The 26,884-nt window shown below is 63.3% G+C and carries 29 protein-coding genes; 21 read left to right on the forward strand and 8 right to left on the reverse strand.

Going from position 1 to position 26,884, the window contains the following annotated elements; genetic code table 11:
* Nucleotides 1-93 precede the first annotated feature (93 nt).
* The 4 genes from NH396_RS07470 to NH396_RS07485 form a co-directional block, all read right to left on the reverse strand.
* Entirely contained in the window at nt 94-1,392 is a 1,299-nt protein-coding gene (locus NH396_RS07470) for an efflux RND transporter periplasmic adaptor subunit (protein ID WP_253062656.1), read from the reverse strand.
* 501 nt (nt 1,393-1,893) lie between these two features.
* A complete protein-coding gene (locus tag NH396_RS07475) occupies nt 1,894-3,075 on the reverse strand; it encodes a TRC40/GET3/ArsA family transport-energizing ATPase (protein ID WP_176676476.1) in 1,182 nt (393 codons plus the stop codon).
* Complete coding sequence (locus NH396_RS07480) at nt 3,066-3,386, reverse strand: cory-CC-star protein (protein WP_217485768.1); 321 nt, start codon at nt 3,384-3,386, stop codon at nt 3,066-3,068. Before NH396_RS07480 ends, NH396_RS07475 begins: the two co-directional genes overlap by 10 nt.
* Nucleotides 3,376-5,124, reverse strand: coding sequence for a carbon starvation protein A (locus NH396_RS07485; RefSeq protein WP_176676477.1), 1,749 nt, complete (start codon nt 5,122-5,124; stop codon nt 3,376-3,378). Before NH396_RS07485 ends, NH396_RS07480 begins: the two co-directional genes overlap by 11 nt.
* Before the next feature lie 490 nt (nt 5,125-5,614).
* Here NH396_RS07485 and coxB point away from each other — a divergent pair, with 490 nt between their 5' ends.
* The 4 genes from coxB to NH396_RS07505 are packed head-to-tail and all read left to right on the forward strand — an operon-like array spanning nt 5,615 to nt 9,951.
* A complete protein-coding gene (coxB, locus tag NH396_RS07490) occupies nt 5,615-6,790 on the forward strand; it encodes a cytochrome c oxidase subunit II (protein WP_253062657.1) in 1,176 nt (391 codons plus the stop codon).
* A 30-nt stretch (nt 6,791-6,820) separates the two neighbouring features.
* Nucleotides 6,821-8,473, forward strand: coding sequence for a cytochrome c oxidase subunit I (ctaD, locus tag NH396_RS07495; RefSeq protein WP_175088149.1), 1,653 nt, complete (start codon nt 6,821-6,823; stop codon nt 8,471-8,473).
* Between the two features lie 27 nt (nt 8,474-8,500).
* Nucleotides 8,501-9,094 (forward strand): cytochrome c oxidase assembly protein, encoded by a 594-nt coding sequence (locus tag NH396_RS07500; RefSeq protein ID WP_176676478.1) that lies wholly within the window; start codon nt 8,501-8,503, stop codon nt 9,092-9,094.
* A complete protein-coding gene (locus NH396_RS07505; protein ID WP_131431479.1) occupies nt 9,091-9,951 on the forward strand; it encodes a cytochrome c oxidase subunit 3 in 861 nt (286 codons plus the stop codon). The genes NH396_RS07500 and NH396_RS07505 overlap by 4 nt, the downstream gene beginning before the upstream one ends.
* A gap of 17 nt (nt 9,952-9,968) precedes the next feature.
* Here the strand turns inward: NH396_RS07505 and NH396_RS07510 are convergent, their stop codons facing one another.
* Entirely contained in the window at nt 9,969-10,160 is a 192-nt protein-coding gene (locus NH396_RS07510) for a DUF2909 domain-containing protein (RefSeq protein WP_043337068.1), read from the reverse strand.
* Here NH396_RS07510 and NH396_RS07515 point away from each other — a divergent pair.
* The 3 genes from NH396_RS07515 to NH396_RS07525 all read left to right on the forward strand — a co-directional run bounded on the left by NH396_RS07515 (nt 10,159) and on the right by NH396_RS07525 (nt 13,199).
* On the forward strand, nt 10,159-11,004 hold the full coding sequence (locus NH396_RS07515; protein WP_253062659.1) for an SURF1 family protein: 846 nt from the start codon (nt 10,159-10,161) through the stop codon (nt 11,002-11,004). The genes NH396_RS07510 and NH396_RS07515 overlap by 2 nt on opposite strands.
* 75 nt (nt 11,005-11,079) lie before the next feature.
* Nucleotides 11,080-11,721: a hypothetical protein gene (locus NH396_RS07520; protein WP_253062661.1), complete on the forward strand. Its 642-nt coding sequence runs from the start codon at nt 11,080-11,082 to the stop codon at nt 11,719-11,721.
* A gap of 371 nt (nt 11,722-12,092) precedes the next feature.
* Complete coding sequence (locus NH396_RS07525; protein WP_253062754.1) at nt 12,093-13,199, forward strand: COX15/CtaA family protein; 1,107 nt, start codon at nt 12,093-12,095, stop codon at nt 13,197-13,199.
* Between the two features lie 109 nt (nt 13,200-13,308).
* Here the strand turns inward: NH396_RS07525 and NH396_RS07530 are convergent, their stop codons facing one another.
* Both NH396_RS07530 and NH396_RS07535 read right to left on the reverse strand, forming a co-directional pair.
* Nucleotides 13,309-13,704 carry a glutathione S-transferase N-terminal domain-containing protein gene (locus NH396_RS07530; RefSeq protein WP_253062663.1) on the reverse strand — a complete coding sequence of 132 codons (396 nt, stop codon included), beginning with the start codon at nt 13,702-13,704 and terminating at the stop codon, nt 13,309-13,311.
* A gap of 75 nt (nt 13,705-13,779) precedes the next feature.
* Complete coding sequence (locus tag NH396_RS07535) at nt 13,780-14,847, reverse strand: LysR family transcriptional regulator (protein WP_253062665.1); 1,068 nt, start codon at nt 14,845-14,847, stop codon at nt 13,780-13,782.
* Between the two features lie 131 nt (nt 14,848-14,978).
* Here NH396_RS07535 and NH396_RS07540 point away from each other — a divergent pair, with 131 nt between their 5' ends.
* The 6 genes from NH396_RS07540 to NH396_RS07565 all read left to right on the forward strand — a co-directional run bounded on the left by NH396_RS07540 (nt 14,979) and on the right by NH396_RS07565 (nt 20,370).
* On the forward strand, nt 14,979-16,184 hold the full coding sequence (locus NH396_RS07540; protein ID WP_225347735.1) for a multidrug effflux MFS transporter: 1,206 nt from the start codon (nt 14,979-14,981) through the stop codon (nt 16,182-16,184).
* Between the two features lie 146 nt (nt 16,185-16,330).
* Nucleotides 16,331-17,239 (forward strand): lipid kinase YegS, encoded by a 909-nt coding sequence (gene yegS / locus NH396_RS07545; RefSeq protein WP_176676484.1) that lies wholly within the window; start codon nt 16,331-16,333, stop codon nt 17,237-17,239.
* 163 nt (nt 17,240-17,402) lie between these two features.
* Nucleotides 17,403-17,858 (forward strand): NfeD family protein, encoded by a 456-nt coding sequence (locus NH396_RS07550; RefSeq protein ID WP_176676485.1) that lies wholly within the window; start codon nt 17,403-17,405, stop codon nt 17,856-17,858.
* A 152-nt stretch (nt 17,859-18,010) separates the two neighbouring features.
* Nucleotides 18,011-19,036, forward strand: coding sequence for an SPFH domain-containing protein (locus tag NH396_RS07555; RefSeq protein ID WP_176676486.1), 1,026 nt, complete (start codon nt 18,011-18,013; stop codon nt 19,034-19,036).
* 82 nt (nt 19,037-19,118) lie between these two features.
* Nucleotides 19,119-19,568, forward strand: a complete 450-nt coding sequence (locus NH396_RS07560; RefSeq protein ID WP_107336621.1) for a nucleoside deaminase — start codon at nt 19,119-19,121, stop codon at nt 19,566-19,568.
* Nucleotides 19,569-19,788: 220 nt separating this feature from the next.
* The gene (locus NH396_RS07565) at nt 19,789-20,370 is read left to right on the forward strand and encodes a hypothetical protein (protein WP_253062667.1); all 582 of its coding nucleotides are present in this window, start codon (nt 19,789-19,791) and stop codon (nt 20,368-20,370) included.
* A gap of 259 nt (nt 20,371-20,629) precedes the next feature.
* On the opposite strand, the gene NH396_RS07570 is transcribed toward NH396_RS07565, so the two are convergent.
* A complete protein-coding gene (locus NH396_RS07570; RefSeq protein ID WP_043335501.1) occupies nt 20,630-20,833 on the reverse strand; it encodes a cold-shock protein in 204 nt (67 codons plus the stop codon).
* Nucleotides 20,834-21,080: 247 nt separating this feature from the next.
* Between NH396_RS07570 and NH396_RS07575 the strand changes: the two genes are divergently transcribed.
* From NH396_RS07575 to NH396_RS07605, 8 genes are all read left to right on the forward strand, one after another.
* Entirely contained in the window at nt 21,081-21,920 is an 840-nt protein-coding gene (locus NH396_RS07575) for an isopenicillin N synthase family oxygenase (protein ID WP_176676488.1), read from the forward strand.
* 180 nt (nt 21,921-22,100) lie between these two features.
* Nucleotides 22,101-22,526, forward strand: coding sequence for a TM2 domain-containing protein (locus NH396_RS07580; protein ID WP_176676489.1), 426 nt, complete (start codon nt 22,101-22,103; stop codon nt 22,524-22,526).
* 128 nt (nt 22,527-22,654) lie between these two features.
* Complete coding sequence (locus tag NH396_RS07585; protein ID WP_253062669.1) at nt 22,655-23,080, forward strand: hypothetical protein; 426 nt, start codon at nt 22,655-22,657, stop codon at nt 23,078-23,080.
* 138 nt (nt 23,081-23,218) lie between these two features.
* Complete coding sequence (locus NH396_RS17035; RefSeq protein WP_290441715.1) at nt 23,219-23,353, forward strand: hypothetical protein; 135 nt, start codon at nt 23,219-23,221, stop codon at nt 23,351-23,353.
* Between the two features lie 98 nt (nt 23,354-23,451).
* Nucleotides 23,452-24,036 carry an exopolysaccharide biosynthesis protein gene (locus NH396_RS07590; protein WP_176676491.1) on the forward strand — a complete coding sequence of 195 codons (585 nt, stop codon included), beginning with the start codon at nt 23,452-23,454 and terminating at the stop codon, nt 24,034-24,036.
* Between the two features lie 300 nt (nt 24,037-24,336).
* Entirely contained in the window at nt 24,337-24,981 is a 645-nt protein-coding gene (locus tag NH396_RS07595; protein ID WP_253062671.1) for a LysE family translocator, read from the forward strand.
* A 67-nt stretch (nt 24,982-25,048) separates the two neighbouring features.
* Nucleotides 25,049-25,585: a hypothetical protein gene (locus tag NH396_RS07600; RefSeq protein WP_176676493.1), complete on the forward strand. Its 537-nt coding sequence runs from the start codon at nt 25,049-25,051 to the stop codon at nt 25,583-25,585.
* 113 nt (nt 25,586-25,698) lie between these two features.
* A complete protein-coding gene (locus NH396_RS07605; protein ID WP_253062682.1) occupies nt 25,699-26,763 on the forward strand; it encodes a hypothetical protein in 1,065 nt (354 codons plus the stop codon).
* Nucleotides 26,764-26,884: the final 121 nt, after the last annotated feature.

Consider the following 26,884-nt stretch of genomic DNA (forward strand, 5'->3'; position numbering starts at 1 on the left):
AGGCTCCTGGAACGTCGTTCGGGACGGTCGCCAGTCACACGAGAAGCGTCTCTCGTCTGGCTGGCGACAGTGGCGCGAAAAGCGGGGGCAGGCTTACTGGCTATCGCCGGTCCTGGCCTGTTCACTTTCCGAGGAGTCGCTGCTGGCAGCAGTCCGCGACTGAGGTGCGGCGTTCTGGTCAGTGCCTGTCTCGTCCGAGGCGATCTCGACCGTGGCACCCGGCTTGATCTTCTGCAGACCGCTGACGATGACCTTGTCATTGCTGTCGAGGCCGCTGGTCACCAGCCACTGATTGTCGATGGCCTGACCGATCACGACCTGCTTGGCCTCGACCTTGTTCTCGGCATTGACCGTCATCACGCTGGCCTGGCCCGTGCTGTCACGGCTCACGGCCTTCTGCGGAATCAGGATGGCATCCTTGGCGACGGCTTCGGTCAGGCGGGCACGCACGAACATGCCCGGCAACAGCAGCTCATCTTCGTTGGGGAACAGTGCGCGCAGCGTGACCATGCCGGTCCCCTGGTCGACAGTGACATCCGCGAACTGCAGCTTGCCCTTGGCGCCGTAGACGCTGCCGTCTTCCATCACCAGCTCGACTTCCGTCTGGACCGGAGCGGTGGCGGCATCGCGATTCTCGCCCAGCTCACGCTTGAGACGCAGCACTTCGGTGGCGGACTGGGTCAGATCGACATAGATGGGGTCCAGCTGCTGGACGGTGGCCAGGCTGGTTTCCTGGCTGGCCGTGACCAGTGCGCCCTTGGTGACGTTGGACTTGCCGATACGACCACTGATCGGTGAGGTGACCTTGGTGTAATCCAGGTTGATCTGCGCGCTGGATACCGCGGCCTTGGCCGAGGCGACATCGGCACGGTCTTCGCCGACGGTAGCCACGGCATCGTCGTAATCCTGCTGGCTGACCATCTTGCGCGCGACGAGGTTCTTGAAGCGCTTGGCCTTGAGGCTCGAGGTGTTGAGGCTCGCCTCGGCACGCGCCAGGCTCGCCTTGGCGCTCTCGACATCGGCGCGATAGGTGCGCGAATCGATGTGATAGAGCACCTGACCTTCCTCGACGTCACTGCCTTCGGTGAAGTCGCGCGATTCGATGATGCCGCCGACCTGCGGACGCACTTCCGCGATCTGATAGGCGCGCGTGCGGCCCGGAAGTTCGCTGGTGAGCGGTACATCCTGGGCAGTGACGGTGACGACATCGACCTGAGCGGCCTGGCTGGCACCTGCGGCGGGGCCTTGGCCAGCCTCCTCCTTGTCGCCGCTACAGCCGGCCAGCAGGGCACCGACCAGCAGCAGGCTTGCCGGAAGCAGGCCGAGGCGGCGGGCATTGAAAGCCAATGGGTGTCTCTGCAAGCGGGATTGACTGGGGGAAGTCGGGGCCATGGAGCGTCCTTTACGAAATTCAGGGGCTGAAGTGCGCCATTATCGCCACATTGTGACTCACCGCAGGTGCGGCGCGTCAAAGCAACGATGTCATGAAGAGGAAGATATTTAGCCCGCTATTCTATCGGAATGGCGAGGCGACTGTATGGTTGTTTTGTGCAGTTATTGCGCACCCTGTTGCAACAGATTGTTGCCATGTGAGCTGCATTCTGAACGTCATGGAGGGGGATGCAAGACGATGCAATTCGCTTGCCATGCCCGCAGGCGTGCACATGCCTTGCCTCACTCAAGATGCGTGCACAAGTCAGGTGAGACGAGGTCAGTGATGGTGCATCAATATGCGCAAATTCTGAATAAGTTATCAGATCGAAGTGTCTGAATGATGAACTCCCCGGCCCTGTACGCAAACGCATGTTGCCAGCACAGGGCGGATCAGAATGAGAGCGTGAGGGCGGAAGTGCTGAGGAGCATAAGAGCTTAAGAGCAGGGCAGCCTCTCGAGTCATCTGGCGCGAGCAGCGAAACCGCAAGAGGGCGCGGTAGGGACGGGTGACCAGGGGCGGAACGCCGTGAATTGCACCACCAATGGGGCAAGGCTTGCGCGGTCCTCCGGCAGCTGTGGTTGGCGCAGCAGGCGCAGGCAGGGGCGATCAGCGAAGGCCTCCTCCAGTCTGGCGGCCCAGCGTTGCTGCTGTTCTCGCCAGGTCGCGACCCAGTCAGCCTGCGGCTCGTGGGTCGCTGAGAGGGTCTTGCCAGCCTCTTGCGCGGCGGGTTCCGGCAGGCACTGATTGATGATCAAGCCGCCGACGGCCAGGCCATGAGCTTCCAGCGCCTCTCGTGTTCGAGTCGTCTCCAGACACGGCAGCTTCTCTGGCGTGCTGACCAGAATCACGCGCGCCCGGCGGGTATCGCTCAAGCGCTGACGCAATGCTGCGTAGCGCGTACGGCGTTGCTCCAGCGCCTCGCTGATCGGGTCTTCCGGCGCTTCTCCGCCTGGCGTCTCTGACGCCTGCTGACTGTCCAGCCACAGGCTGCGTTCGGCGACGGCGCGCCTGCGCTGACCCAGCATGCCCTCCAACCAGCCGCCAAGCACTTCGGGCAGGCTGAGCAGGCGAATGGTGTGCCCGCTTGGTGCCGTATCGAACAGGATGTGGCGATAATGTGAAGCTTCATCTTCCAGCGGGGCTGGCGGAGTCAGGATGATCTCCACCAGCGCATCGAAGAGCGCCGCTTCACTGGTGCCGGGAGCGTGGCGTGACAGTTCGAGCTGGCGCATCACGGTGGCACTGCGCTCGCCACTTACCAGGGGGGCGATCCGCTGGCGGACCGCCTCCAGGTAGCGGTCGCATTCCCGCTCGGGGTCCAGTTCCATCACGTCGAGTCGCGGCGCGATGTTGCAGGGCTTGCCACCGACAGCACCGAACAGATCGCCGAGATTGTGTGCGGGGTCCGTCGATACCAGCAGGGTCGCTTCGCCTTTCTCCGCCAGTGCCAGCGCCTGGGCCGCCGCGCAGCTGGTCTTGCCGACACCGCCCTTGCCACCGAAGAACCAGATCTCGGGGCGGGGGATGGCGCCTTCCTCTTGCGTATCACGCGCCATGCCGGGGTCGGAGCGGCCTTCGGCTGCATGCGTGCGGCGGGCCTCATCCTGTCGGCGACGCCGTCTGAGCCAGTTCAGCAGCATTTGATCCCTTCCAACGGTGAATGCTCGAGCCCCTGACGCAGGTGCCAGTCATGCATGCGTTCCAGCATCAGTGGCAGCATCTCCAGCGAGACGGCCGGCGCCGGATTGGGGATGCCCATCAGCTCCGCGAAGCTCATCATCATGAAGATGTCTTCCTCCTCACGGGCAAGCTGCGCCAGATCGCGCTGCTGGTTGACGCGCAGCATGGCCTCCCAGCCATCCCGCAGCTGAATGGCGCCTGTCAGCAGGCGCCTTGTTAGACTCGGCAGGCGTGGTGATGACGCCAACAGGGTATCGTCATCAGCTCTCATGAGCGCTCACCCGGGCGGGAGACGTCAGGCTGCGGCTGGCCTCGAGCAGAATCCACAGCGCAAACACCATGATAAGGCTGCCGAAGGTGAACAACAGCCATTGTGGGTCATTGCTGCCCATGCCCGACCAATCCAGCACCACCTGCTGCACCATCGCCCACAGCGTCATGATCATCAAAAAGACCATCGGGGCCAGGGTATAGATGACAGGGCGGCCCTGACGCTTGAGCCAAACCGACACCAGCATCAGCGAGATGCCCGCCAGCAGCTGATTGCTGGTGCCGAACAACGGCCACAGCAGATAGCCGCCGGAACCGAAACCCTTGGGCCCCTGCGGCAGGATGACCAGCGCGGCACTGGCAATGACGGCGATGCTGGTGGCGACATGCTTGTGGCTGAGCGCTGGCATGCCGTATTCGCTGCCCAGTTCCGCGATGATGTAGCGCATCAGGCGCACAGCGGAGTCCAGCGTCGTCGCCGCGAAGCTGACCACGATGACCGCGACCAGCGTACTGCCGACATTGGCGGGCAGGCCGAGATGCGAGATCAGCTGACCGGACCCCTGAACGAAGCTCGAGAGCCCATTGGCACCCGCCGCGGCGAAGCTTGAATAGGTCGCGCTGAAATCGGCCTGGGTGGCGAACAGGGTCGCCACCGAGATGATGGAAATCAGCGCCAGCATGCCTTCGCCCAGCGCGCCGGAGTAACCGATCAGGCGCGCATCCGGTTCATGGGACAGCTGCTTGGAGGTGGTGCCGGAGGCGACCAGCCCATGGAAGCCCGAGATGGCGCCGCAGGCGATAGTGATGAACAGCAGCGGGTAGAAGGACATCTCGGCCTCGGCGTTGAAGGCCGGTGCCGTCAGCTGTGGGCCACCCACGGCCAGCCCCAGATACAGCAGTACCAGCCCGACCACCAGCTGGTGAGAGTTGATGGTGTCGCGTGGCTGCAGCAGCTTCCAGACCGGCAGCACCGAGGCGACATAGACATAGGCCATGAGTGCGATGATCCACACCAGGAAGGCGCTGGAAATGGGCGAAAGGCCGAACAGCAGGGTGGCATCCTCGCCACCGGCCATGGCGGTGAAGGCACCGACCAGATCGATCTGCAGGAACTCGAACTGGCCAGCCAGCAGCGCGGCGGCATACATCACCATCAGCGCGAGCAGTGAGGGAATCAGCATCTTGCCGCCGCGACGATAGACGCGATGGCCGATCCATACCGCCAGCGGAATCTGGATCAGTACCGACAGCACGCTGGCCGGGAAGTTGATGAACAGATTGGCGATCACCCAGGCGAACACCGCGTTCAGCATCAGGACCAGAATCAGGATGATGAACAGAAACAGCAGCTTGGCACGCTTGCCGATCAGCTTGTCTGCCAGGGTGCCCACCGACTGGCCGCGATGGCGCGCCGATAGCGTCAAGGTGCCGAAATCATGCACGCCTGCCGCGAACAGACTGCCCAGCACGACCCACAGCACGGCCGGCAACCAGCCCCAGTAGACGGCGATCGCCGGGCCGACGATGGGGGCTGCGCCCGCCACCGAGGTGAAATGGTGGCCCCACAGCACCCAGCGATTGGTCGGCAGGTAATCGGTGTCATCGCGCAGCGCGTGGGCTGGTGTCACGAAATTCGGGTCGAGGCGGAAGATGCGTTCGGCCAGAAAGCGGGAATAGATGCGATAGCCGATAGCGAAGGCAACGCAGCCGAACAGGGCAAGCCAGATGGCGTTCATGGCAGATTCCGAGGGGCGTGGTGATGGATTGAGTAGAGCGTGCTGGCGTGTGCCGGTTGTCAGCTCGACATGCCGCTGTCGAGCGCCCGCCGAGCAAGACCTTCCGTCAGGGTTTTCAAGCAAGACTTTCAACACACTGGTGCAGATCGGCGTGACGCTAACATCGATAAATGCGCATATAACTTCGCCATTGGTCGCCCCGACGCGCGCCGGCATGTCGCCAGCAAACCTGCAGGACATTCCTGAAACGCCGCCTCTCTGCGTGGACTGAACGCAGAAGCGCGCCGCTGCCTTGTGCTCAGGCGGCATCACGCGCGGGGTAGCCGTTTTTGCCTCGCTCTGCCTTGCGACCAAGGAGTATCAGTGGGTTGATCCACGCGACCTTGTGTTCCGCCAAGCTCTTCTATACTCGAAGCAAGTCGGAGCACGGGGAGCCGCTCAGCGCCGTCACCTGGGTGAGGCTCTCGATAACAATGACAAGGAGGCGCCGATGTCATGGATCGCGGAATGCCTTTCCCGTGTCACCAGGCCAATGCGTCTGCGCTTGCGGCGTACAGTGACGCCCCTGTCACTGACGACCTTGTCACTGACAGCCCTTTCCCCTTCGGTGCTGGCAGTCGAATACAACATGCCGGTCGGGGTCACCGCGGTCAGCCGCGAGATCCACTCGCTGCACATGATCATCTTCTGGATCTGTGTGGTCATCGGCATCGTGGTGTTCGGTGTGATGGGCTACGCGATGATCAAGCACCGCAAGTCACGCGGTGCGGTATCGGCAAGCTTTCATGAAAATACCCGTATCGAGATTCTGTGGACTGCCATCCCGCTGCTGATCCTGGTGGTGATGGCGGTGCCTGCCACCGCCACGCTCAAGGACATGTACGACGCCTCCGAGTCGGCGCTGGACGTGAAGATCACCGGCCATCAATGGCGCTGGCAGTACGAGTATCTGGGCGAGGATGTCGCCTTCACCTCAAGCCTCGCGACCCCGCGCGAGCAGATCAACAACACCGCCGCCAAGGGCGAGCATTACCTGCTGGAAGTCGACAACCCGCTGGTGTTGCCCATCAATCGCAAGGTGCGCTTCCTGACCACCTCCGCCGATGTCATCCACTCCTGGTGGGTGCCGGACTTCGGCGTCAAGAAAGACGCCATCCCCGGCTTCATCAATGAGGCCTGGACGCGTATCGAGACCCCCGGCACCTATCGTGGCCAGTGCACCGAGCTGTGCGGCAAGGACCACGGCTTCATGCCGGTGGTCGTAGAGGCGTTGCCGGAGGCCGAATTCGACGAGTGGCTGATCGCGCGCAAGGCCGAAGCCGAGGCCGCGCTCAACGATGCCGGTCGTGACTGGAGCCTCGAGGAGCTGATGGAGAAGGGCGAGAAGACCTACGCCACCATCTGCGCCTCCTGCCATCAGCCGGACGGCCAGGGCATGCCGCCGGCGTTCCCCTCGCTGGTGGGCAGCGCCATCGTCACCCAGGACATGCAGGCGCACATCGATATCGTGGTCAACGGCAAGGCGGGCACGCCCATGGCGGCCTTCGCCGATGTGCTGAGTCCGGTCGAGCTGGCGGCTGTCATCACCTATGAGCGCAACGCCTGGGGCAACGATACCGGTGAGCTGGTGCAGCCAGCCGTCATCAAGGAACAGCTGTCTCAATAGCGTGCAAGCGACGCATTCAGGAGGCGTGTCATGGCCAGCGAACAGCCACGCAAGGCGGTACTTCAGGCCAGCGAGAGCGAGGGGGCCACCGCAGGTGGTGCTCATGTGGGCGAGGGCCACGGTAGCGCGCCACGCGGCATGCTGCGCTGGCTGTTGACCACCAATCACAAGGATATCGGCACCCTTTATCTGATCTTCTCGCTGAGCATGCTGTTCATCGGCGGCATCATGGCGCTGGTGATCCGCACCGAGCTGTTCCAGCCCGGCCTGCAGATGGTGCAGCCGGAGTTCTTCAACCAGATGACCACCATGCACGGGCTGATCATGGTGTTCGGCGCCATCATGCCGGCCTTCACGGGACTGGCCAACTGGATGATTCCGCTGCAGATCGGTGCGCCCGACATGGCACTGCCACGCCTCAACAACTTCAGCTTCTGGCTGTTGCCGGTCGCCTTCCTGTTGCTGCTTTCCACCCTGCTGATGGAGGGCGGTGGCCCCAACTTCGGCTGGACCTTCTACGCGCCGCTGTCCACCACCTATGCGCCGCCTTCGACCAGCTTCTTCATCTTCTCGCTGCACATCGCCGGCATCAGCTCGATTCTCGGCGCCATCAACATCATCGCCACCATCCTCAATCTGCGTGCCCCGGGCATGCGCCTGATGGACATGCCGCTGTTCGTCTGGACCTGGCTGATCACCGCCTTCCTGCTGATCGCGGTGATGCCAGTGCTGGCGGGCGCCATCACCATGATGCTGTTCGACATCAACTTCGGTACCAGCTACTTCAATGCCGCCGGGGGTGGCGACCCGGTGCTGTTCCAGCATCTGTTCTGGTTCTTCGGGCATCCCGAGGTCTACATCATGATCCTGCCGGCCTTCGGCATCGTGTCCGCCATCGTGCCGACCTTCTCGCGCAAGCGGTTGTTCGGTTACGCCTCGATGGTCTACGCCACCGGCTCCATCGCGATCATGTCCTTCCTGGTCTGGGCGCATCACATGTTCGCCGTCGGCCTGCCATTGGTGGCGGAACTGTTCTTCATGTATACGACGATGCTGATCGCGGTGCCGACCGGGGTGAAGGTCTTCAACTGGATCGCCACCATGTTCCGCGGCTCCTTAAGCTTCGAGCCCCCGATGCTGTTTGCGATCGCCTTCATCGTCCAGTTCACCATAGGCGGCTTCTCGGGCCTGATGCTGGCCATCGCCCCGGCGGATTTCCAGTATCACGACACCTACTTCGTGGTGGCGCATTTCCATTATGTGCTGGTGCCCGGCGCGCTGTTCGCGATTCTCGCCGGAGCCTACTACTGGCTGCCCAAGTGGACCGGCTTCTATCCCCACGAGGGGCTTTCCAAGTGGCATTTCTGGCTCTCGGTCATCGGCGTCAACCTGACCTTCTTCCCGATGCACTTCTCGGGGCTGGCCGGTATGCCGCGCCGCATTCCGGATTACGCGCTGCAATTCGCCGACTTCAACATGCTGTCCAGCATCGGCGCCTTCCTGTTCGGTATCTCGCAGCTGCTGTTCCTGGTCGTGATCGTCAAGTGCGCGCGCGGCGGCGTCAGGGCGCCGGCGTGTGCCTGGGAGGGCGCGGTGGACCTGGAGTGGAGCGTGCCGAGCCCGGCGCCGCTGCATACCTTCGAGATTCCTCCGCAGACCCGCGATGGCCAGATCATCCGCTGAGCGATGGACAGCGGCCAGGAGAGTGACATGCCCTCACGCGATCACGCAGCACAGCAACAGGCAGTGGCACGTACCGTGCGGCGCACGCTGCTGGCGCTGGTCGCGATGCTGGGCTTCGCCTTCGCGCTGGTGCCGCTCTATGACGTCTTCTGCAATCTCACCGGGCTGAATGGCAAGGCCGCCAGTCAGGCCAGGGCCGCGGTGGCGATGGAGATCGACGAGAGCCGCTGGGTGTCGGTGCGCTTCATCACCCAGCAGGGGCAGGGTCTGCCGTGGACACTCGAGGCGCTGGATGAACAGTTCCGCATCCATCCCGGTGGCCAGTACCGCGCGCGCTTCGTGTTCACCAATCACGCCGATCATCCGGTGCGTGGCCGCGCGGTTCCAAGTGTCAGTCCTGCCGAGGGCTCACTGCATCTGCGCAAGATCATGTGCTTCTGCTTCCAGGAGCAGACGCTGGCAGCAGGCGAGCGGCGCGAGCTGCCGCTGGTCTTTCAGGTCGACCCTGACCTCCCGGAGGGCATTCGTGATCTGACCCTGGCCTACACGCTCTATCCGGTCACGACGCCGTCATCCGCGGGGGACGATGGTGCAGAGCATTCTGCAGGAGGTGAAACATGAGCAGTGGCAGCTATTACGTCCCGGCCCATAGTGCCTGGCCCATCTTCGGCGTGCTGGCGGTGGGCGGCATGATGATCGGCACCGGAATCTGGATGGTGCACGGCAGCGCCGCCTGGTTGTCAGGCATCGGTCTGCTGGCCGTGGTGCTGGTGATGGCGGGCTGGTTCCGGGATGTGGTGCGCGAGTCGATGGGCGGCCTCTACGATGATCAGATGGACCGCTCGTTCCGCTGGGGCATGGCCTGGTTCATCTTCTCGGAATTGATGTTCTTCGCGGCCTTCTTCGGGGCGCTGTTCTATCTGCGAACCTTCGCGCTGCCTTGGCTCGATGGTGAGGGCGCCAAGGGAGTGACGGCGCTGCTGTGGCCGGACTTCACTGCCAGCTGGCCCCTGATGACGCCGCCGGATGCCAGCATCGCCGGGCCCAGAGAACTGCTGTCGCCCTGGCAGCTGCCGCTGGCCAACACGCTGTTGCTGGTCAGTTCCAGCGTTACGCTGACGGTGGCGCATGAAGCGCTGAAGATGGAGTTTCGGCGCACCGCGCGCAACTGGCTGGCGGGCACCGTGGTATTGGGGCTGTGCTTTCTGACCCTGCAGGGCATCGAATACTACGAGGCCTGGCACCACCTGGGGCTGACGCTGCAGGCAGGGGTCTATGGCGGTACCTTCTTCCTGCTGACCGGTTTTCATGGTCTGCACGTCACCATCGGCACCCTGATTCTGATCGTGATGCTGGTGCGCGTGATACGCGGCCACTTCTCGAGTGAACGTCACTTCGCCTTCGAAGCGGCTGCCTGGTACTGGCACTTCGTCGATGCGGTGTGGATCGGTCTGTTCCTGTTCGTCTATGTGTTCTGACAGCACGCGGCGTGATGTCAGTCCAGCATTCCGGTGGAGAAGCCAATGACCAGCAGAATCACCAGACACACTGCCAGGCCAACCCGCCATTTGAGAGAGGTCAGCAGGCGTCGACTGCGGCTGCCATCGCGCAGCAGAAAACCGGCACCGGCGACCAGGCTTGCCAGCATGCCGATAAAGACCAGTGCGATCAGCGATTTGAGCAGCATGTCACCTCCCCGGGCGCAGACAGTGGCGGGCGAGCAGGGCGCGGCACTCGCTTGTGACAGTCGAGCTCATCCGGCAGACAAGCGCAAGTCAGCGCCAGCGGCGCAGGTGTCATCCACAGCGGCGCAGGCGTCTTCAACGGCGGCGACGCAGGAGCACCAGGTCGGACGCGGCTGGTGGCTGTTCTGGGGATGCCTGATCGTGCTCGGCCTGTGCCTGTGCAGCTGGCAGGTGATGCGTGGCCAGGCGCGTGCCCAGCATCTGGAGGATACCGCCAGTGCGCCGGAGCTGGTGATGCCGACGGCACCGCCCGCCAGTGCCAGCCTGATCGAGCTACGCGGCGAGTGGCTCGCGGAGCACAGCCTGCTGCTGGACAACCGCACGCTGGACAAGCGCCATGGCGTGGCGGTGCTCACGCCCTTCCGAACGCTGGATGGCCGCTGGTGGCTGGTGGAGCGTGGCTTCGTGGCATCGCCGGACCCGCGTAGCGACCCGGAGTTCACGACCCCGACAGGCTCCGGGGTGATCAGTGGTCGCTGGCAGTGGTTGAACGGTCAGGGCACCAGCGGTGGCCCACTGTTCGGCCCCAACCGCGAGGGGCAGCGTCTGCAGCAGGTCGATCTGAGCGCCTGGCAGGCGCTGGGCACACCGGCCTTTGCGGGTGTCCTGCACCAGACGAGCGGGGAGGGGCGATTCCTGCCCTGGTGGCAGCCGAGCAACATGACGCCTGAGCGTCATTACGCCTATGCGCTGCAGTGGCTGGGGCTCAGCCTGGGGGCGGCGGTGGTCATGATTCTGGGCGCGCGTCGTCAACGCCAGTCCGCGCTGCGTCAGCGCCAGGCCTAGCGCCCGGTGCTTGTGTCTTGAGTCTGTTGTCCGCACACCCGGGCAAGCAGGGAAGCCGTCGTCAGGAGGAGAGCGATGACACACGTGATGCGACAGCGTCTGAAACTCGTGGCCTTGCTGGGGCTGTTGTCCGCCCCGCTGCCCTTGGCGTGGGCCATGCTGAGCGCACAGGTCGGGATCCCCGAAGGACGGGTGGCAAACGGTGCCCTGTTGCCAAAGGTCAAGCCGCTCACGGACTGGTCGCTCGACTACCTCGTGACAGAAAACGCCACTGACAACGTCACCGAAAACGCCACAGAAAACGCGACTGACGGAGCTGTTAGCGCGAAGGAGGCCCCCGGCATGCCGCCGCTGGCTGCCCGAGGCGCGGATGAGCAGCGTTTCTGGCTCAGCTGGCCGGAGCCGAACCAGCCGCAGCTGGCCGCGGCGCAGGCCGAGCGCTGGTGGCGCCTGCATCGCGCACTTGGCAAGGAGGCGCCGCGCCTGGGCCGTCTGGTGGTGGCTGAAAAGGCCTTTGTGCATCCCCAGGTGCCGGGCGAGCAACGGGCGCTCGGGCACTGGCCAACGCCGAACGACACCACTTCCGCGCCGCACCAGTTGCGCCTGATCGACCCTCACGGGCAGGTCGTGGTCGCCTACGGGCCCGAGATCACCCCGCAGGCCGTGATGAAGGATGTGCGCCGGCTGCTCAAGCGTAATCCGGTCGGACCTCGATAGGTCGCGCCTCGCCAGGTCGTGCCTCGCTAGGTCGCGCCTCGCCAGGTCGGGCCTCGATAGTTAGCGCCTAGCCAGGTCGCACGTGATCTTCTTTCGCTTCACCAGGGAGATATGCCATGTCTCGCCTCGCCATGCAGAAGCGCTATCCACCGCAGGCCCGCCAACGAGGGGCGGCGTTGCTGCCTCGCCCGCCATTTCTGCGCCACGCCACCACGGATGAAGCCTCAGCTGCGCAGGCCTTCTTGATGGCGACGCCTGAGTTGACGTCTGAGCTGACACCTGGTCTGAAGAGTGGTTCTGCCGACCGGCAGGCTTTGAGCCGGCGGGTAACGGCACGACTGTGGCGCAGCAGTCAGCGACTGGTTGCCAGCATGCTGGGATTGGTCATCCTGGTGATCGGGTTGGGAGCCTGGACGCGGCTGGTGGACGCCGGGCTGGGGTGCCCCGATTGGCCGGGTTGTTATGGCGCTCTGGTCGTGCCGGATGCCCAGACCGCGAGTCTGCACAGCCCGCATCATCCGCTCGAAGGCTACAAGGCGTGGGCGGAGATGATCCATCGCTATGCGGCGAGCCTGCTCGGGCTTGCGGCGATCGCATTGCTCGCGCTGGGCTGGCGGATTCGCCGTCGGGAGGCTCGTCAGACGCAGGTCCTCGAGGGTGGCAGTGGCCAGGTAAAGGCTGCTGATCACTGGGGCACGCAGGCGCGCGCTCGTTTTCCGATGGCCGGCTGCTGGCTGTTGTTGGGCATGTTGTTGGTTCAGGGCGCGTTCGGGGCCTTTACCGTGACGTTGAAGCTGTGGCCGCAGGTGGTGACGCTGCATCTGTTGGGCGGCCTGAGCGTGTTGAGCCTATTGCTGTTGCTGTGGCTATCACTCAGACGGCGGGCGGCGCACCTCAAGGTGACGGCTGAGCAACAGAATGCGGACGCTGATGCAAAGCACATCCGGCGTCAGCCCTGGCTGGCTATTCTGGCCGCGTCTCTGCTGCTGGGGCAGCTGGCCCTGGGGGGCTGGACCTCGAGCAATTATGCCGGGCTTGCCTGTGAAGGTTTCCCGTCCTGCAATGGTGCCGCCTGGCCGGCGATGGACTGGGGAGAGGGCTTCCACCTGACCCAGGATGTCGGCCCCAGCTATCTGCATGGGCAGCTGCATGGTGAGGCGCGCACTGCCATCCACATGGCGCACCGTGGCGGGGCCGTGTTGCTGGGGGCGGTGCTGTTGGCGCTGTATTGGCGCCAGCGCCGCCACTTGCCGGGGCGGACGACAGCGCGCGACAACCCCTGGCGCTGGGCGCTGGGGTGTTGGCTGGTACAGGCAGGCCTGGGAGTCGCCAATGTGCTGTGGTGGTTGCCGCTGGATCTGGCGTTGGCGCATACCCTGGGGGCCGTCGCGCTGACGCTGGCGATGGTATGGGCGCTGGATCAGATGCGCCAGGCGGCTCGCCGCAAGCGGGCACCCGTCTCGCAGGCGCTGGCCTGATGAGAGGCGAAAGAGGGGCTCCCAAGCGCGTGATCGCGCTCACCAGACCGCAAGAGGCCGCTCATGAGAGCGGCCTCTTGCGGTCTGCGTCGTATCAGCCGGTATCTTGTCAGGCCGCGCTGCCGAAGCGCTCCTGCAGGTAGGCATTGATGATGTCGGATTCGTACATCCACTCTTCGCGACCATCGTCATGGGTGATCAGCAGGCACGGCACCTTGACGCGACCGCCACCCTGTTCGAGGGCCTGGCGGTGAGTGGCATTGTGCTGGGTGTCGCGCTGCTCGACGTTCAGGTTCAGCTGATGCATGCGCTTGCGCACCTTGATGCAGAACGGGCAGGTCGAGAACTGATACAGCGCCAGCTTGGCCGTCTCGGCGTCCACCCCGGCCTGCTGGGCGGGGCTGCGCTCGAGCGCAGTGCCGCGGGTCAGCTTCTCGCTGAGCAGCATGAAGGGAGCCAGCACCAGACGCAGGGTGCGGAAGAACAGGCGGATGATGGAGCGCATGGCAGAACCTCATGGGACGTGCGGGTATCGACGCCAGTGCCGCAGGGCGGGTGGCGAATTCACAATGGGGCCATTCTAGAGCTCAGCGGCCTCGGCGTCTTCCCCATGCGCGTTGCGGATGTGCGTCAGCAGGGACTGTCGCAACCAGCAGTGCCCGGGGTCCTGCGCGTGGCTGGCATGCCAGATCAATCGGTAGCTGAGCGCGGGCAGGCGCATCGGTAGCTCAAGAATCGCCAGCCCATGCAGCTCGCTGCTGGCCTGGGCAAAGCTTCTGGGGGCACAGAACACCAGCTCACTGTGCGCGACGATGCTCAGGGCATCGCGGAAATCCGGCACCAGCACGCTGATGCGGCGTGGTGCGCCGTGCTGTTCCAGGCGCTCATCCAGCGACCAGCGTGAGCGCCCCTCGCAGGTGGCCTGCACATGACTCAAGGCCGCGAATTCATTCAGCGTCATCGGTGTCTGGCGCCGCGTGAGCGGATGATCACGTCGCACCAGAATCACATGGTCGTCGCGCCACAGCAGGCGCGATTGGAAGCCAGCGGGGAGGGCTGGCGGCTCGCCCGGGGTCTCGGCACTGTGATCGTGTCCGGCAAGCCCGATATCCAGCTGGCCCTTTTCCATCAGGCTCAGGCAATCGGCCTGCCAGCGGCTGATCTCGAGGCTGCCATGCGGCAGCGCATCGGTCAGTGCGCGCGTGCAGGACGGCATCAGGGTCGCCCAGGCGCTTTCCAGCACCGCCAGTTGAAAGCGCCGCTGGCTGGTGGCGGGGGTGAAGGTGGCAGGGGCGCTCAGATTCTCGAGACGCGAGAGCAGCTCGGCCAGTTCACCACGCAATGACAGGGCCCGCGCCGTGGGGCGCAGACCGTGGCGTTCGCGAATGAAAAGGGCGTCATCAAACATCACGCGCAGGCGTGCCAGACTCTTGCTGACGGCAGACTGCGAGAGGTGAAGACGGCCCGCCGCGCGCGTCACGCTGCACTCTTCCAGCAGCACCTGCAGCACCTGCAGCAGATTGAGGTCGATGCGCGTGTTGAAGGGCGTGGACGCTGGCGCTGAGCCCGAAGACGCAGGCAGCGAAGACGCGGCTGGGGACTGGGCACCAACCGGCCTTGCGGGTGTCTGCGGAGCTGTCGCGCTCATGAGTTTCTCCAGTGGAATATCAGGCCTGAAATAATATCATTTTGCTTCATAAGTCGCAGGCGCTAGGCTCTGCGGATTCTTGATGGCCCCTCTGTCGGGCCGCCCTTGGCTTCTGACTCTCGAGATTATCCATGTCCGTGTCTTCCTCTGCTGCCGCAAGGCCCATGCCCAACGCACGACTATTGCTGTTGCTGCTGGTCGGCTGCGTGATGTTCTCGCCGCTGGCAATCGATATCTATCTGCCCTCGCTGCCGGCGATGGCGCGCGAATTCGCCCAGCCCACCGATGTGATGCAGATGACGGTGACGCTGTTTCTGGGCGCTGTGGGTGTCGGGCAGATTCTGGTCGGCCCGTTGACGGACCTCTACGGACGGCGCCCGGCGCTGTTGGGCGGCGCGACGGTCTATCTCGTCGGCGCGATGGTCGCCGTGCTGGCACAGGACATCAGCATGCTGTATCTCGGGCGTATCCTGCAGGGGCTGGGAGCATGCGCCACGGTGACGGTGGCCTTCGCGGCCGTGCGTGACTGCTACACGCCGGAGCAGGGCGCCAGGATGTACAGCTATCTGAATGGTGCGCTGTGCATCATTCCGGCGCTGGCGCCGGTGCTGGGCGGCCTGCTGGCGGTGCAGTTCGGCTGGCGCTCCAACTTCCTGTTCATGGCCGCCTTCGCGCTGTGCGTCGGCTTGATGGCGTGGAAGAGCTTTGGCGAGACGCGTCCTGCCACGACGGTCGTGGAGCGTCCGCTGTACAACTGGGCGCGTTACCGCCCCGTGTTGACCAGCTGGCGCTTCCTGTATCAGGCGCTGGTCGCGATGGCTGCAATGAGCGCCATCCTGCTGTATGTGTCGTCGTCCTCCGAACTGCTGGTCGAGCGCCTCGGTCACTCCGAGCTGGTCTTCAGTGCCCTGTTCGGTGGCAATGCCGTGATCAATATCATCACCTTCTTCTTCGCACCGCGCGTGATCACGCGCCTCGGCCGTCAGCCCACCGTGCGTCTGGGGCTGGCGATCATCCTGCTCTCCGGCCTGATGCAGGGCGCGGCCTTCGCCTGGCTGCCACTGTCGGCCGCTGCCTTCATGGTGCCGGTGGCAGTGCTGTCGGTCGGCTTCTCGCTGGCACTCGGGGCGGCATCAAGCCTGGCGCTGGAGGCCTTCGCTGAGCGTGCCGGCACCGCGGCGGCGCTGCTCGGCAGCATCCAGCTCGGCGGTTCGGCAGTGGTGGCAACGGCGCTGCTCAATACGCCGCTCGCCCCTCAGCAGGGTCTGCTGCTGATCAGCGTGGTGATGGTGCTGCCGTTGCTGCTGTTGGGCGCGCGACGTCAGCCGGGCGTCTAGTCGGCAGGGCTTGCCGGTGCGGCTGAACGGGCATGAAGGATTCGCTGGCTGACAACCGCGGCGGGTCGCAGGGCAGAGATGGTTCATTGAAGGCCCCCGACCAGAGTATGCTTGTCGCTCGATCCGCATGTCGCCAAGGAGGCACCATGGAATCAGCGGCGCGTGTGCGCGTGATACTCAACGGGGACAAGGCTCAGCAGCCGGAGCTGCGTGAGGCCATCTTCGCTCAGCGTGAGCGTATGGCAGGGCTTGAAGCGCGGTTGACCTTCGAGGGTGATGACGTCGCGAGGCTGGTGCGCGAGGCAGTCGATGAAGGCGTCACGAGGCTGGTCGTTGGTGGCGGTGATGGCACCCTCAACCTGATCGCCAATGCATTGATGCAGCATCCACTCGCGAAGCGCCCGGAAGTCGCGATCCTGCCGTTGGGCACCGCCAATGATCTGGCGACCTCGCTTGGCATCCCCGAGCCGGTGACGGAATCGCTGGCGCTGGCCTGCGAAGGGGCGGCGCGAGCCGTCGATGTGGTGCAGCTGGATGATGCCTACTTCCTCAACATGGCCTCGGCGGGCTTCGGTGCCGAGGTGACGCGCTCGACGCCCGGGGGCCTCAAGAAGCTGTTCGGTGGCGGGGCCTATTCGCTGATGGGCGTGCTCAAGGCGTGGGACTTCCGCCCCTATCGTGGCAGCGTGACCCTCAACGGAGTGGAGGAGGAGCTGGCGTTGTTCGTGCTGGCGATCGGCAATGGTCGTCAGGCGGGCGGCGGGCAGGAGCTGGCACCGCGGGCGCTGCTTGATGATGGCTGCTTCGATGTGCTGGTGATTCGCGACTTTCCCATCGCGCGCGTGGGCGAGGTGATCGAGGAGCTGGAGTCGCTCCCCGAGAGCGGCCATTTCGTGCGGTATGTGCGCACTGACTCGCTGCACTATCGTGGTGAGTCGCTGCCGGTGAATCTCGATGGCGAGAGCTACTTGATCGAAAACAGCGAATTCCAGCTGATTCCCGGCGCTCTGCGTCTGGTCGCCCCGCAGGACGCTGTCCTGCTGACACACTCATGAGCCCGCAGTCGGGCCATTGTGCGCTGACTGAGCCATGAGAGCTGGCTGGTACACGAGCGCAGTCTGAGGTTTACTCAGGCTGCGCTCGTTGCGTTGGTGGCAGCGTTTTCTTCCAACCTCTCGGCCGCACAGGGCGAGAATCAGGACCTCAGGGAGTGATTGCATGGTCGGTTTGGCAGCGTGGCATATCTGGGTCATCCTCGCGTTGATTCTGGCGGGGCTTGAGTTGCTGGGTGCGCAGTTCGTGCTGCTGGCGCTGGGTGTCAGTGCCTTCGGGGGCGCTCTGGCGGCGGGGTTGGGGGCGGGTCTCAACATCCAGTTGATCAGCGTCGCGATCACGGCCCTCGTGCTGGTGCCGCTGTTCGTGCGCAAGATCCATCCCTATCTGTTGCCCAAGACGCCCTACGGCACCCTGGGCAGTGGCGCGGAGACCGGGCAGCTGGCCAAGGTGATCATCGGCAACGGCGGCAAACCTGCTGTGCGCGTGTCAGGCAATGAGTATCCGCTACGCTGGGAGGGGGAGACGCCGCCGGAAGCAGGGGACACGGTCAGGATTGTCAGCGTCGAAGGCATTACCGTCTGTGTCGAGCCTGTCTCGAAGGAATCGGTCTCGAAATAGTCTGTCTAGAATTAGTCTTTCTCGAAGGAAACTGCACAAAGACGTCATGAGATCGCGGCTCGACGGCGCGGTCGTGGTGGCAGCGGGTCAAGCGTGATCGGATATCTCACAAGGGCTTGCGGATACGGCCCAGTTCAAGGGAGTTGAGCAATATGATTATCAGTCCGGGACTCATCATCATTCTTTTCATACTGGCGCTGGTGGTAATCCTGCTGGCCAAGGGATTGATGATCGTCCAGCAGTCGGAAGCCGTCGTCATCGAACGCCTCGGCAGCTACAGCCGCACACTGGAGTCCGGCGTGAATCTGGTGATTCCATTCATCGACAAGCCGCGCTCCATCACCATCCGCCGTTATCGTGAGGTCAAGGGCGACAACCTGCCCTTGGTGGTGGAGGAGACCCGCATCGATCGCCGCGAGACGGTAATGGACTTCCCCGGCCAGAGTGTGGTGACGACGGACAACGTCACCGTGACCGTCAACGGGGCGCTCTACTTCCAGATCGTCGATCCCAAGCGCGCCGTCTATGAAGTCGAGAACTTCACCCAGGCCATCGAGGTCCTGGCCAAGACCAGCCTGCGCTCCGAGATCGGTCGCATGGAGCTCGACAAGCTCTTCGAGAGTCGCAAGGAGGTCAACGACGCCTTGCAGATCACCATGGATGAGGTCGGTGACAAGTGGGGCGTCAAGGTGACGCGCGTCGAGATCCAAGACATCAGCATGCCCGAGGAAGTCGAGGATGCGATGCGGCTGCAGATGGCGGCCGAGCGCAAGCGTCGCGCTACGGTGACCGAGGCCAACGGCCAGCGCGAAGCTGCCATCGCGACCGCCGAGGGCGAGAAGCAGTCTTCGGTACTGCGCGCCGAGGGTGACAAGCAGGCCGCGATTCTGCGCGCCGAAGGTGAGCGTCAGGCCATCTATCAGCTGCGCGATGCCATCGGTGCGCAAGACCCGCAGCTGGTGGTCGGCTACATGCTGGGCCAGAAATATCTGCAGGTGCTGCCGGACATGGCGCGCGAAGGTGATCGCGTCTTCATCCCCTATGAGGCTTCTGCCTTGCTGGGTGCCATGGGCAGTTTCCGCGAGCTTGCCACTGAGGTCGGCGAGCCCACCAACGCCAGCAATGAAGGGCTGAGACGCGCCCGTCAGATGATGACCGGCGAAGCGGGCCTGGGCTGAGTGTATTGTGCCGAGCAGTAAGTGGCAGTAGGCTGCCGCTCCACTGAATATTCACCGCATCTGGAGCAAGACGATGACAGCAATGACTACCGATCATGAGCGCTTCCTGCAGGCCGCCATTGAAGAGGCGGAAAAGGGTTATGCGGCAGGCGGCGTGCCGATCGGCTCGGTACTGGTCCATGATGGCAAGATCATCGGTCGTGGCCACAATCAGCGCCAGCAGAAGGGCAGCACGGTATTGCATGGCGAAATGGATGCACTGGAGAACGCCGGTCGCCTGCCGGCCAGCGTCTATCGTGAATCCGTGCTCTACACCACGCTGTCACCGTGCCCGATGTGCAGTGGTGCCATCCAGCTCTACGGTATCCCGCATGTCGTGGTCGGTGAAAACCACACCTTCATGGGCGCGGAAGACCACCTGCGGGGTCTGGGCGTCAAGGTCGATGTCGTCGACAACGCGCGCTGCCGCGAATTGATGGCGACCTTCATTCGCGAGCAGCCGGACGTCTGGAACGAAGATATCGGCGAGTGATCACGGCGCGATTGTTGGTGGTAGCTGATGGAAAATGGTGTTCGTTAACACTATTCTGCTGTGAAAAGAGCGAAATGCTTGAAAAGCTGTCGGTCTGGCACCATGTCTTGCGTATCAGGCGCCAAGCCACGCTTTCGCTTGCATGACTACACGACCTTTGTTGCAATGCCACTTGCAGGAAACAGGGGCTGGCAACTCCCCACCTATCATGGAGAAGACGATGAAACTCAAGCAATGGATGATTCCCGCACTGGCCGCTGGCCTGTCTCTGGCCATCGCTGGTTGCGATAACGGCGATACTGACAAAGCTGCCCAGAACGCCGAGACCTCTGCCGAGCAGAGCGCCGAGCAGGCTGAACAGAGCGTCGATCAAGCGACTGACGCCGCTGCCGAGAAGATGGACCAGGCTGCTGACGAAGCGGCCGCAGAGATGGATGCTGCTGCTGACAAGGCCGACAACATGGCTGACGACGCTGCAGAATCTGCCGATGCCATGGCTGACGACGCTGCAGAGTCTGCCGATGCCATGGGTGATGATGCTGCCGCCGAGAGCGAAAGTGCCCTTGAAGCAACCAAGAACGCTGCTTCCGAGACCTATGAGTCTGCCAAGGAAGGTGTCAACGATGCTGCTGACGCTACTGCCGATGCTGCCAATAATGCCTATGAATCCACCAAGGAGCAGGCTGCCGAGCTGACCGACTCCGCTGAGCAGTCTGGCGACAACGCTGCTGCCGAAGTGAACGAGAAGATCAACGCTGCGCAGCAGGAAGCCAACGAGTCCATCGACGAAGCGCAGCAGTAATCACTGGCCAGCGAATGCTGGCGTGATGCATGTCGCAAGCTGTGTCACTGGCTGAGTGCGAGTGACACGGCCGCCGAGATGAGAACGCCGTGACCCCTTGGGTCGCGGCGTTCTTGTTGCTGACGATTCTTCGTCACGCGTGAGTCAGGCCAAGGCCTGTCCACAAAAAAGCCCGCCAGAAGGCGGGCTTTTCCATGACTGTCTTGCTGCCATCATCAGAGCGCCGGTGAGGGCGGCCTGACCAGGCTGATCGAGAAGATCAGACCGGCTTGATGTTTGCGGCCTGAAGGCCTTTCTTGCCCTGGGTGACGTCGAAGGAAACTTTCTGGCCGTCTTGCAGGGACTTGAAGCCTTCCGCCTGAATTTCAGAGAAGTGCGCGAACAGGTCGTCGCCGCCGTCGTCCGGAGAAATGAAGCCGAAACCTTTGGTGTCGTTAAACCACTTTACTGTGCCAGTTGCCATGATTCTTTCCTTGCTTACGAGATGATGTTGGTGGTCTGCCCATCAGACCAGAGTGCGTTGGTGCGGCTAGGGGGAATTCCACCAGAGAGACGCGTTACGTCCTGCGACGACATCCTTTCCTGTTTGACCTACGCATGCAGCCAAGGCTGCACATGCTCGCTTCCATTCGAACAGAAAGTTGCCGTATTGGCGACTCCTTCCGGCTCAAGTAGGATGCTCACACAGAGCCAACATAGATGGAAATGCCATGAAGGTCCAGAACGTAGATTACCGCTCGGCCGACGCCGCCGAAAAATTTGTCGAATCCCTGCGTACGACGGGCTTCGGTGTCATCCGCAATCATCCGATCTCTCATGAATTGGTCGAGAAGATCTACGCCGAATGGGCCGAATTCTTCTCCAGCGCCGACAAGCTTGACTGGCGCTTCGACCCCAAGACCCAGGATGGCCTGTTCCCGGCAGATGTCTCCGAGACCGCCAAGGGCCATACGGCGCGTGATCTCAAGGAGTACTACCACATCTATCCGTGGGGCAAGATTCCTGACAGCCTGCGCGAGAATGCCATGGAGTATTACCGCCAGGCCGAAGCCTTCGCGGCGGAGCTCTTGAGCTGGGTCGAAGTCCATTCACCTGCCGAGGTGGCGGAGCTCTACCGTGAGCCGCTCTCCAACATGATCAAGGACAGCGGCCAGACGCTGTTGCGTGTGCTGCATTATCCGCCGATGACCGGCAGTGAAGAGCCGGGCGCCGTTCGTGCCGCGGCGCATGAAGACATCAATCTGTTGACCGTGCTACCGGCAGCCAACGAGCCGGGCCTGCAGGTGATGGACGTCAATGGCGAGTGGATGGACGTGCCCTGTGATCCGGGTCAGCTGGTCATCAATGTCGGCGACATGCTTCAGGAGACCAGCGGTGGCTATTTCCCGTCGACCACGCACCGCGTGATCAACCCGACCGGCGAGGGCTCCAGCCAGTCACGTCTGTCGCTGCCGCTGTTCCTGCATCCGCGTCCCGAAGTGGTATTGTCTGACAAGCACACGGCGGACTCCTACCTCAAGGAGCGTCTGCGCGAGCTGGGTGTCATCTAGAGACCGACTCGCACTCGACCGGCAGATATCTGCCCATCAGACGCCATCCGCGCCAGTGCGTGGATGGCGTTGTCGTTTTCGGGTGCGCAGTGGTGATGGACGGCTTGATTCAGCATCGCCACGACCGCATTGACTGTATTCGCAATCATGATCTGCCGCATCGCGGCTAAGGCTTAACTGATGACCCCATCGCCTGTTGTACAGGACACGCATTCCAAGACCATGGGCTATCTGCTGTGGATCTTCGGTTTCCTTGGCGCGCACCGCTTCTACTATGGCAAGCCGGTCACCGGCACCATCTGGCTGTTCACCTTCGGGTTGCTGGGCATCGGCTGGTTGATCGACCTGTTCCTGATTCCGGCGATGGACCGCGAGGCGGACTTCCGTTTTCGGGAAGGCCCGATCAATTACTCGCTGAGCTGGATTCTGCTCACCTTCCTGGGCGTGTTCGGCATCCATCGCATGTACATGGGCAAGTGGCTGACCGGCTTGCTCTACCTGTGCACCGGTGGGCTGTTCTTCATCGGCGTGCTGTATGACTTCTGGACACTCAATGACCAAATATCGCTGCGTCATGCCGAACAGGCCCCGGCCACCCAGCGCTAGAGATCACGCCTGCGTTGCATCCAGCGGGATGGAAGTGACGTAGCAGGAAAGGCAGTGCCGAGTTTTCGCATGCTCTAATGTGATGGGGCTCGGATGTTTTCATCAACATGACGACAAGGAAGTGAACAATGATCTGGTTGAAAGCCTTCATCGCCGCCTTTCTGGCGACTCTGATCTTCCATCAGGGCCTCTTCGGGCTCTTCTATCTGGCCGATATCCTGCCCAAGGCGCCCTACAACATGACGCCTACCGGGCCGCTGGGCGTCCCTTCAGTGCTCTCGCTGGCCTTCTGGGGCGGGCTGTGGGGGCTGCCGCTGTGGGCATTGGTACGACGCAGAACGGGCGTCAGCCATTGGCTGATCAGCCTCGTCTTCGGTGCAGTCGGCCCGACGGCAGTGGCCATGCTGGTCGTCTTTCCGCTCAAGGGGATCGAGGTCGTGCCGCTGATGGTGGTCGGTGGCCTGGTCCTGAATGGCGCCTGGGGCGTCGGCACCAGCCTGTTGATGCGTGTCCTGGGAGCGCGACCGAGTCCTGTAGCCCCGACGACAGCATGATGGCATCGATTCCGTGGCCCATGGTGGCGCTCGCCTGGGCTGCCGGGTTGTGCATGCCGCTGGGTGGCGTGATCGCCCAGCTGGAGCGCAGTCACGAGAGTCACGTCAAGCGCAGCTGGCTGGCGGGGATCACCGCGCTTGGCGGCGGGATTCTCTACCGCGTCTTCCAGGATATTGCGCCCCCAGTCGCGGGTGGCGCATCACTGGTCACCGCCGTTGGGTGCCTCGCTGGGGTTCATGATCGGCATGCTGGGCGATCGTCTGGTCGGCTGACAATCAGCTGACGATTCACCGTGGCGGGGCGGCACCAGCTGACTCGCCACGGCTCGAGACCCTCACACCCTCTGTCATCTTCCCGATAGGGAGCTCGCATGAGCAAGCACGCCAATGAAGGCAACCTCACGGGGTTGCTGGAAGAGCTGGACCGCGAGATCGAAGGGGATATCTCGCTGGGCGACATTCTGGAGCACTTCAACTCCCGAGGCTTCGGCCCCTTGCTGGTACTGCCTGCCTTGCTGGTACTGCTGCCGACCGGGGCGATCCCTGGCGTGCCGACGACCTGCGCGCTGTTCATCGTGCTGATCGCGGGTCAACTGTTGCTGGGGCGCAAGATGCCGTGGTTGCCACGTCGGCTGGCGCGCTTCAGTTTCGAGCATCGACGCCTGACCCATGGCGTCGAGCGGGCAAGGCCCTGGACGCGACGCCTCGATCGTCTGCTCAAGCCACGCCTGAGCTTCATGACGCGCGGCCTTGCCTATCGCGGTATCGCGATGCTGACCATCCTGCTGGCCACGGCCATGGTGCCGCTGGAGCTGGTGCCCTTCGCCGCGGCCTTGCCGGCGGCAGCCTTGCTGCTGCTGGGCCTGGGGCTGATCGGGGAGGATGGCCTGGTCATCCTGCTGGCCTTGCTGGTGCTGCTGCTGGATATCGCCACGGGGTTCTGGTTGGTAGGTTGAAGGCTGCGTTGGTCGCTCAACAGCGACGCAGCGTATTTTAGGAGTCGAGGCTCGTATCCTTGATGACGTGACATGGCTCTCGCGTGCCATCAGTTGCGGGCTCAGGAGAGCGCCTGCACCGTTGTGTCGCAACGCCGTAAGACCAAAGACTGAAGTGCACCATTCAGAGACAAACCAGGCTGTCATCTTGATGGGGATGGCTTTGCAGGCTGGCCGTGCTCGCCTAGACTGGTCGCCTGTTCAGTGCCATGGGGGCACGAATTCGGCTACTGAAGCGGGTCTGTCGCAAGGACGTTCGTCATGTTTGATTTCATCCAGTTCGATGCTGCCCTCTGGTCCTTCGTGGTGGCCATCACCTTGCTGACGGTCACGCCCGGGGTCGACACCCTGCTGGTGATTCGCAATACCTCGCGCGGCGGCCTGCGTGACGGCGTGCTCACCAGTCTCGCGATCTGTGCCGGCCTTTTCGTGCACGCCTTGGTGTCGTCGGCGGGCATCTCGCTGATCCTGTTGCAGTCGGCATGGGCGTTCTCGGCCCTGAAGCTGGTCGGAGCGGGCTATCTGATCTGGCTGGGCATCAAGAGTCTCAAGAGTGCGCGGCGCGCACGCGGGCTGAATGTCGACGTCACCGTGACACGCCAGCAGGTATCGTGCTGGCAGCCGTTGCGAGAGGGCTTCCTGTCCAATGTGCTCAACCCCAAGACGGTGGTGTTCTACATGGCCTTTCTGCCGCAGTTCATCGCGCCGACCGACCCGGCCGTGCTCAAGTCATTGTGGCTGGCGGGTGTCCACTTCGTGATCGCCAACCTCTGGCAGATCAGCGTGGCGCTGATGGTCGGCGGTGCAGGGCGCTGGCTGGCAAGGCCGAGAGTCGCCTGCTGGATGGAGGGCATCACCGGATCCGTCATGGTGCTGCTGGGGGCGCGGCTGGCGCTAGGTCGCTAGGGATGAGCGGCCACTCCCGACATTGCAACGGAGCGCATGGGATGACGGTTCGTATCCTTGATGACACATGGACCCTGTGACATTGACACTGGCGACCTTTCTCAAGGTCGTCACGCACCTGGAGGCTCGGGATGTCAGCGATGTCTACGATTCCCGCGTACAGCAGGTACGGGTGCTTTACTACGGTTACACCATCGACTTCCGCCACCAGCTGTGGCGCATCGATGATGAGTCTGTCTGTGCACATCTGGAAAAGACCGGTACCGCCGTCGAGCAGCGCGAGTGCTCGCGCATGGCCAGCCGACTGTTCGTCGAGACCTGCCATGCCTTGCAGCGCCGGGGGCGGGCGGCGCATATCGACACCCGCACCATGTATTGCAAGGCCGCAGCGACCTTCAAGCCCCGGCGCGACCCCTATGCGGGCATGACGCCGAAAGAGCGCAAGGCGCGCAAGGCGCTGGAAGCGGCGCATCGAGAAGCCGAGCAGGCCTGCAACCGCTACGTGCTGGATGCCCTGTCCTCGAATTCTCTGGAGATCCTGCGCCTGCGGCAACGCTACTGCGACAAGAGCAATCGATTGGCAGCACGGCTCGAACAACAATGATGCCCGGGCCGGTGCTAATGCCTGCCCGAGCCAACGACAGCAGCGGTACAGTGCTGCATTCATGACATGAAGACCGGCCCATCAAGGCTGGCATTGGCAGGGAACGCAATCGGATGAGTCTTTCACATACCCTTCGTCGCCGTCTGGGCGGGTTGAGTGCCGTGGTGCTGGTGGTCGCCGGGATAGCGGCCTGGCTGTACGCCGTCGATGAGGGGCGCTGGGTCGGCCGCGTGACCACGCGCCCCGAAACGCTGAATCTCGAGTCGGTGGAGCAGGGCAACCTGCCGGTCAATCAGTTCGTCTCGCTGCGCAATCACTGGGCAGTCTATCGCGAGCATACCGAGACCTTTCGCCTCGATGCCGATGCAGACGGGGGTCGCCGCATCGAGACGCTCTATTATCCTGTCATCTCTGACATGAACCCCTATCTGCTGGAGTTGGCCGGTCTGTCACGCGCCTTCGGGGGCATTGATGGCATCCCCTCGGAAGAATGGCCGCGCATCGAGCGCATGGGCGTGCTGGTGCGAACCGACTCCGTGCAGAGCCTGGAAAACGTGCCGCCGCTGATCGAGTTCCCCGATGGCCTGTTCGGCACCGTTTTGCATGCCGAGACGGACCTGCCGGGCGATGAGCGCTCACTGCTGGCCGAACGCTGGCCTGACATCGATCTGTCGCGTGTGATCATCATCAATGCAGGCCACCGCCCCGGTAATGCCTGGGCGATGATCGTCTATGGCGTGCTGGGTACGCTCTGCTGGGGCCTGGCGGTCTGGCTGATGGTGCGATTGATGCGTACACCGCGCGTCACGCGCTTCCAGCCTCTGGCCCATTCCGCCCGAGCGGCATCGGAGCCGGTGGTGTCGCAGGCATACCCGGGTAGCGAGGCAGAGGGCGACGGGACATCTCAGCGCCATGCTGCACAGGTCCATGCGGCATCTCAGGCGCATGACGACGCATCACGGCCCCGGGGCGCTGCCGGCAAGCGCCAGGGCTGGCGTGGCAAGGGCAAGAGGAGCGACGAAGGGCGACCCCTGAGTTATGCCGAGGCGCTGGGACGGTATACCCCTCAGCAGAAGCCGCCGTTCGGCAATGGCGTGGCTGCCTCGCGACCGGGCGAAGCCAAGGGCGAGAGCCAGTCCGGGTCCTCGCCCGCCATTCGTCCACGTCGCGATGACTGAACGAACGAATGGCTGAAAGAATGGCTGAAGGGCGCGATGAGCTCTGTCGCCATGGGCCCTGATGCTATGGGCCCTGATGCCATGAAAACGAAAACGCCAGCCCCATAGGGCTGGCGTTTTC

This window comes from Cobetia sp. Dlab-2-AX, from assembly GCF_024124625.1.
In the GTDB taxonomy this organism is placed as follows: Bacteria; Pseudomonadota; Gammaproteobacteria; order Pseudomonadales; family Halomonadaceae; genus Cobetia.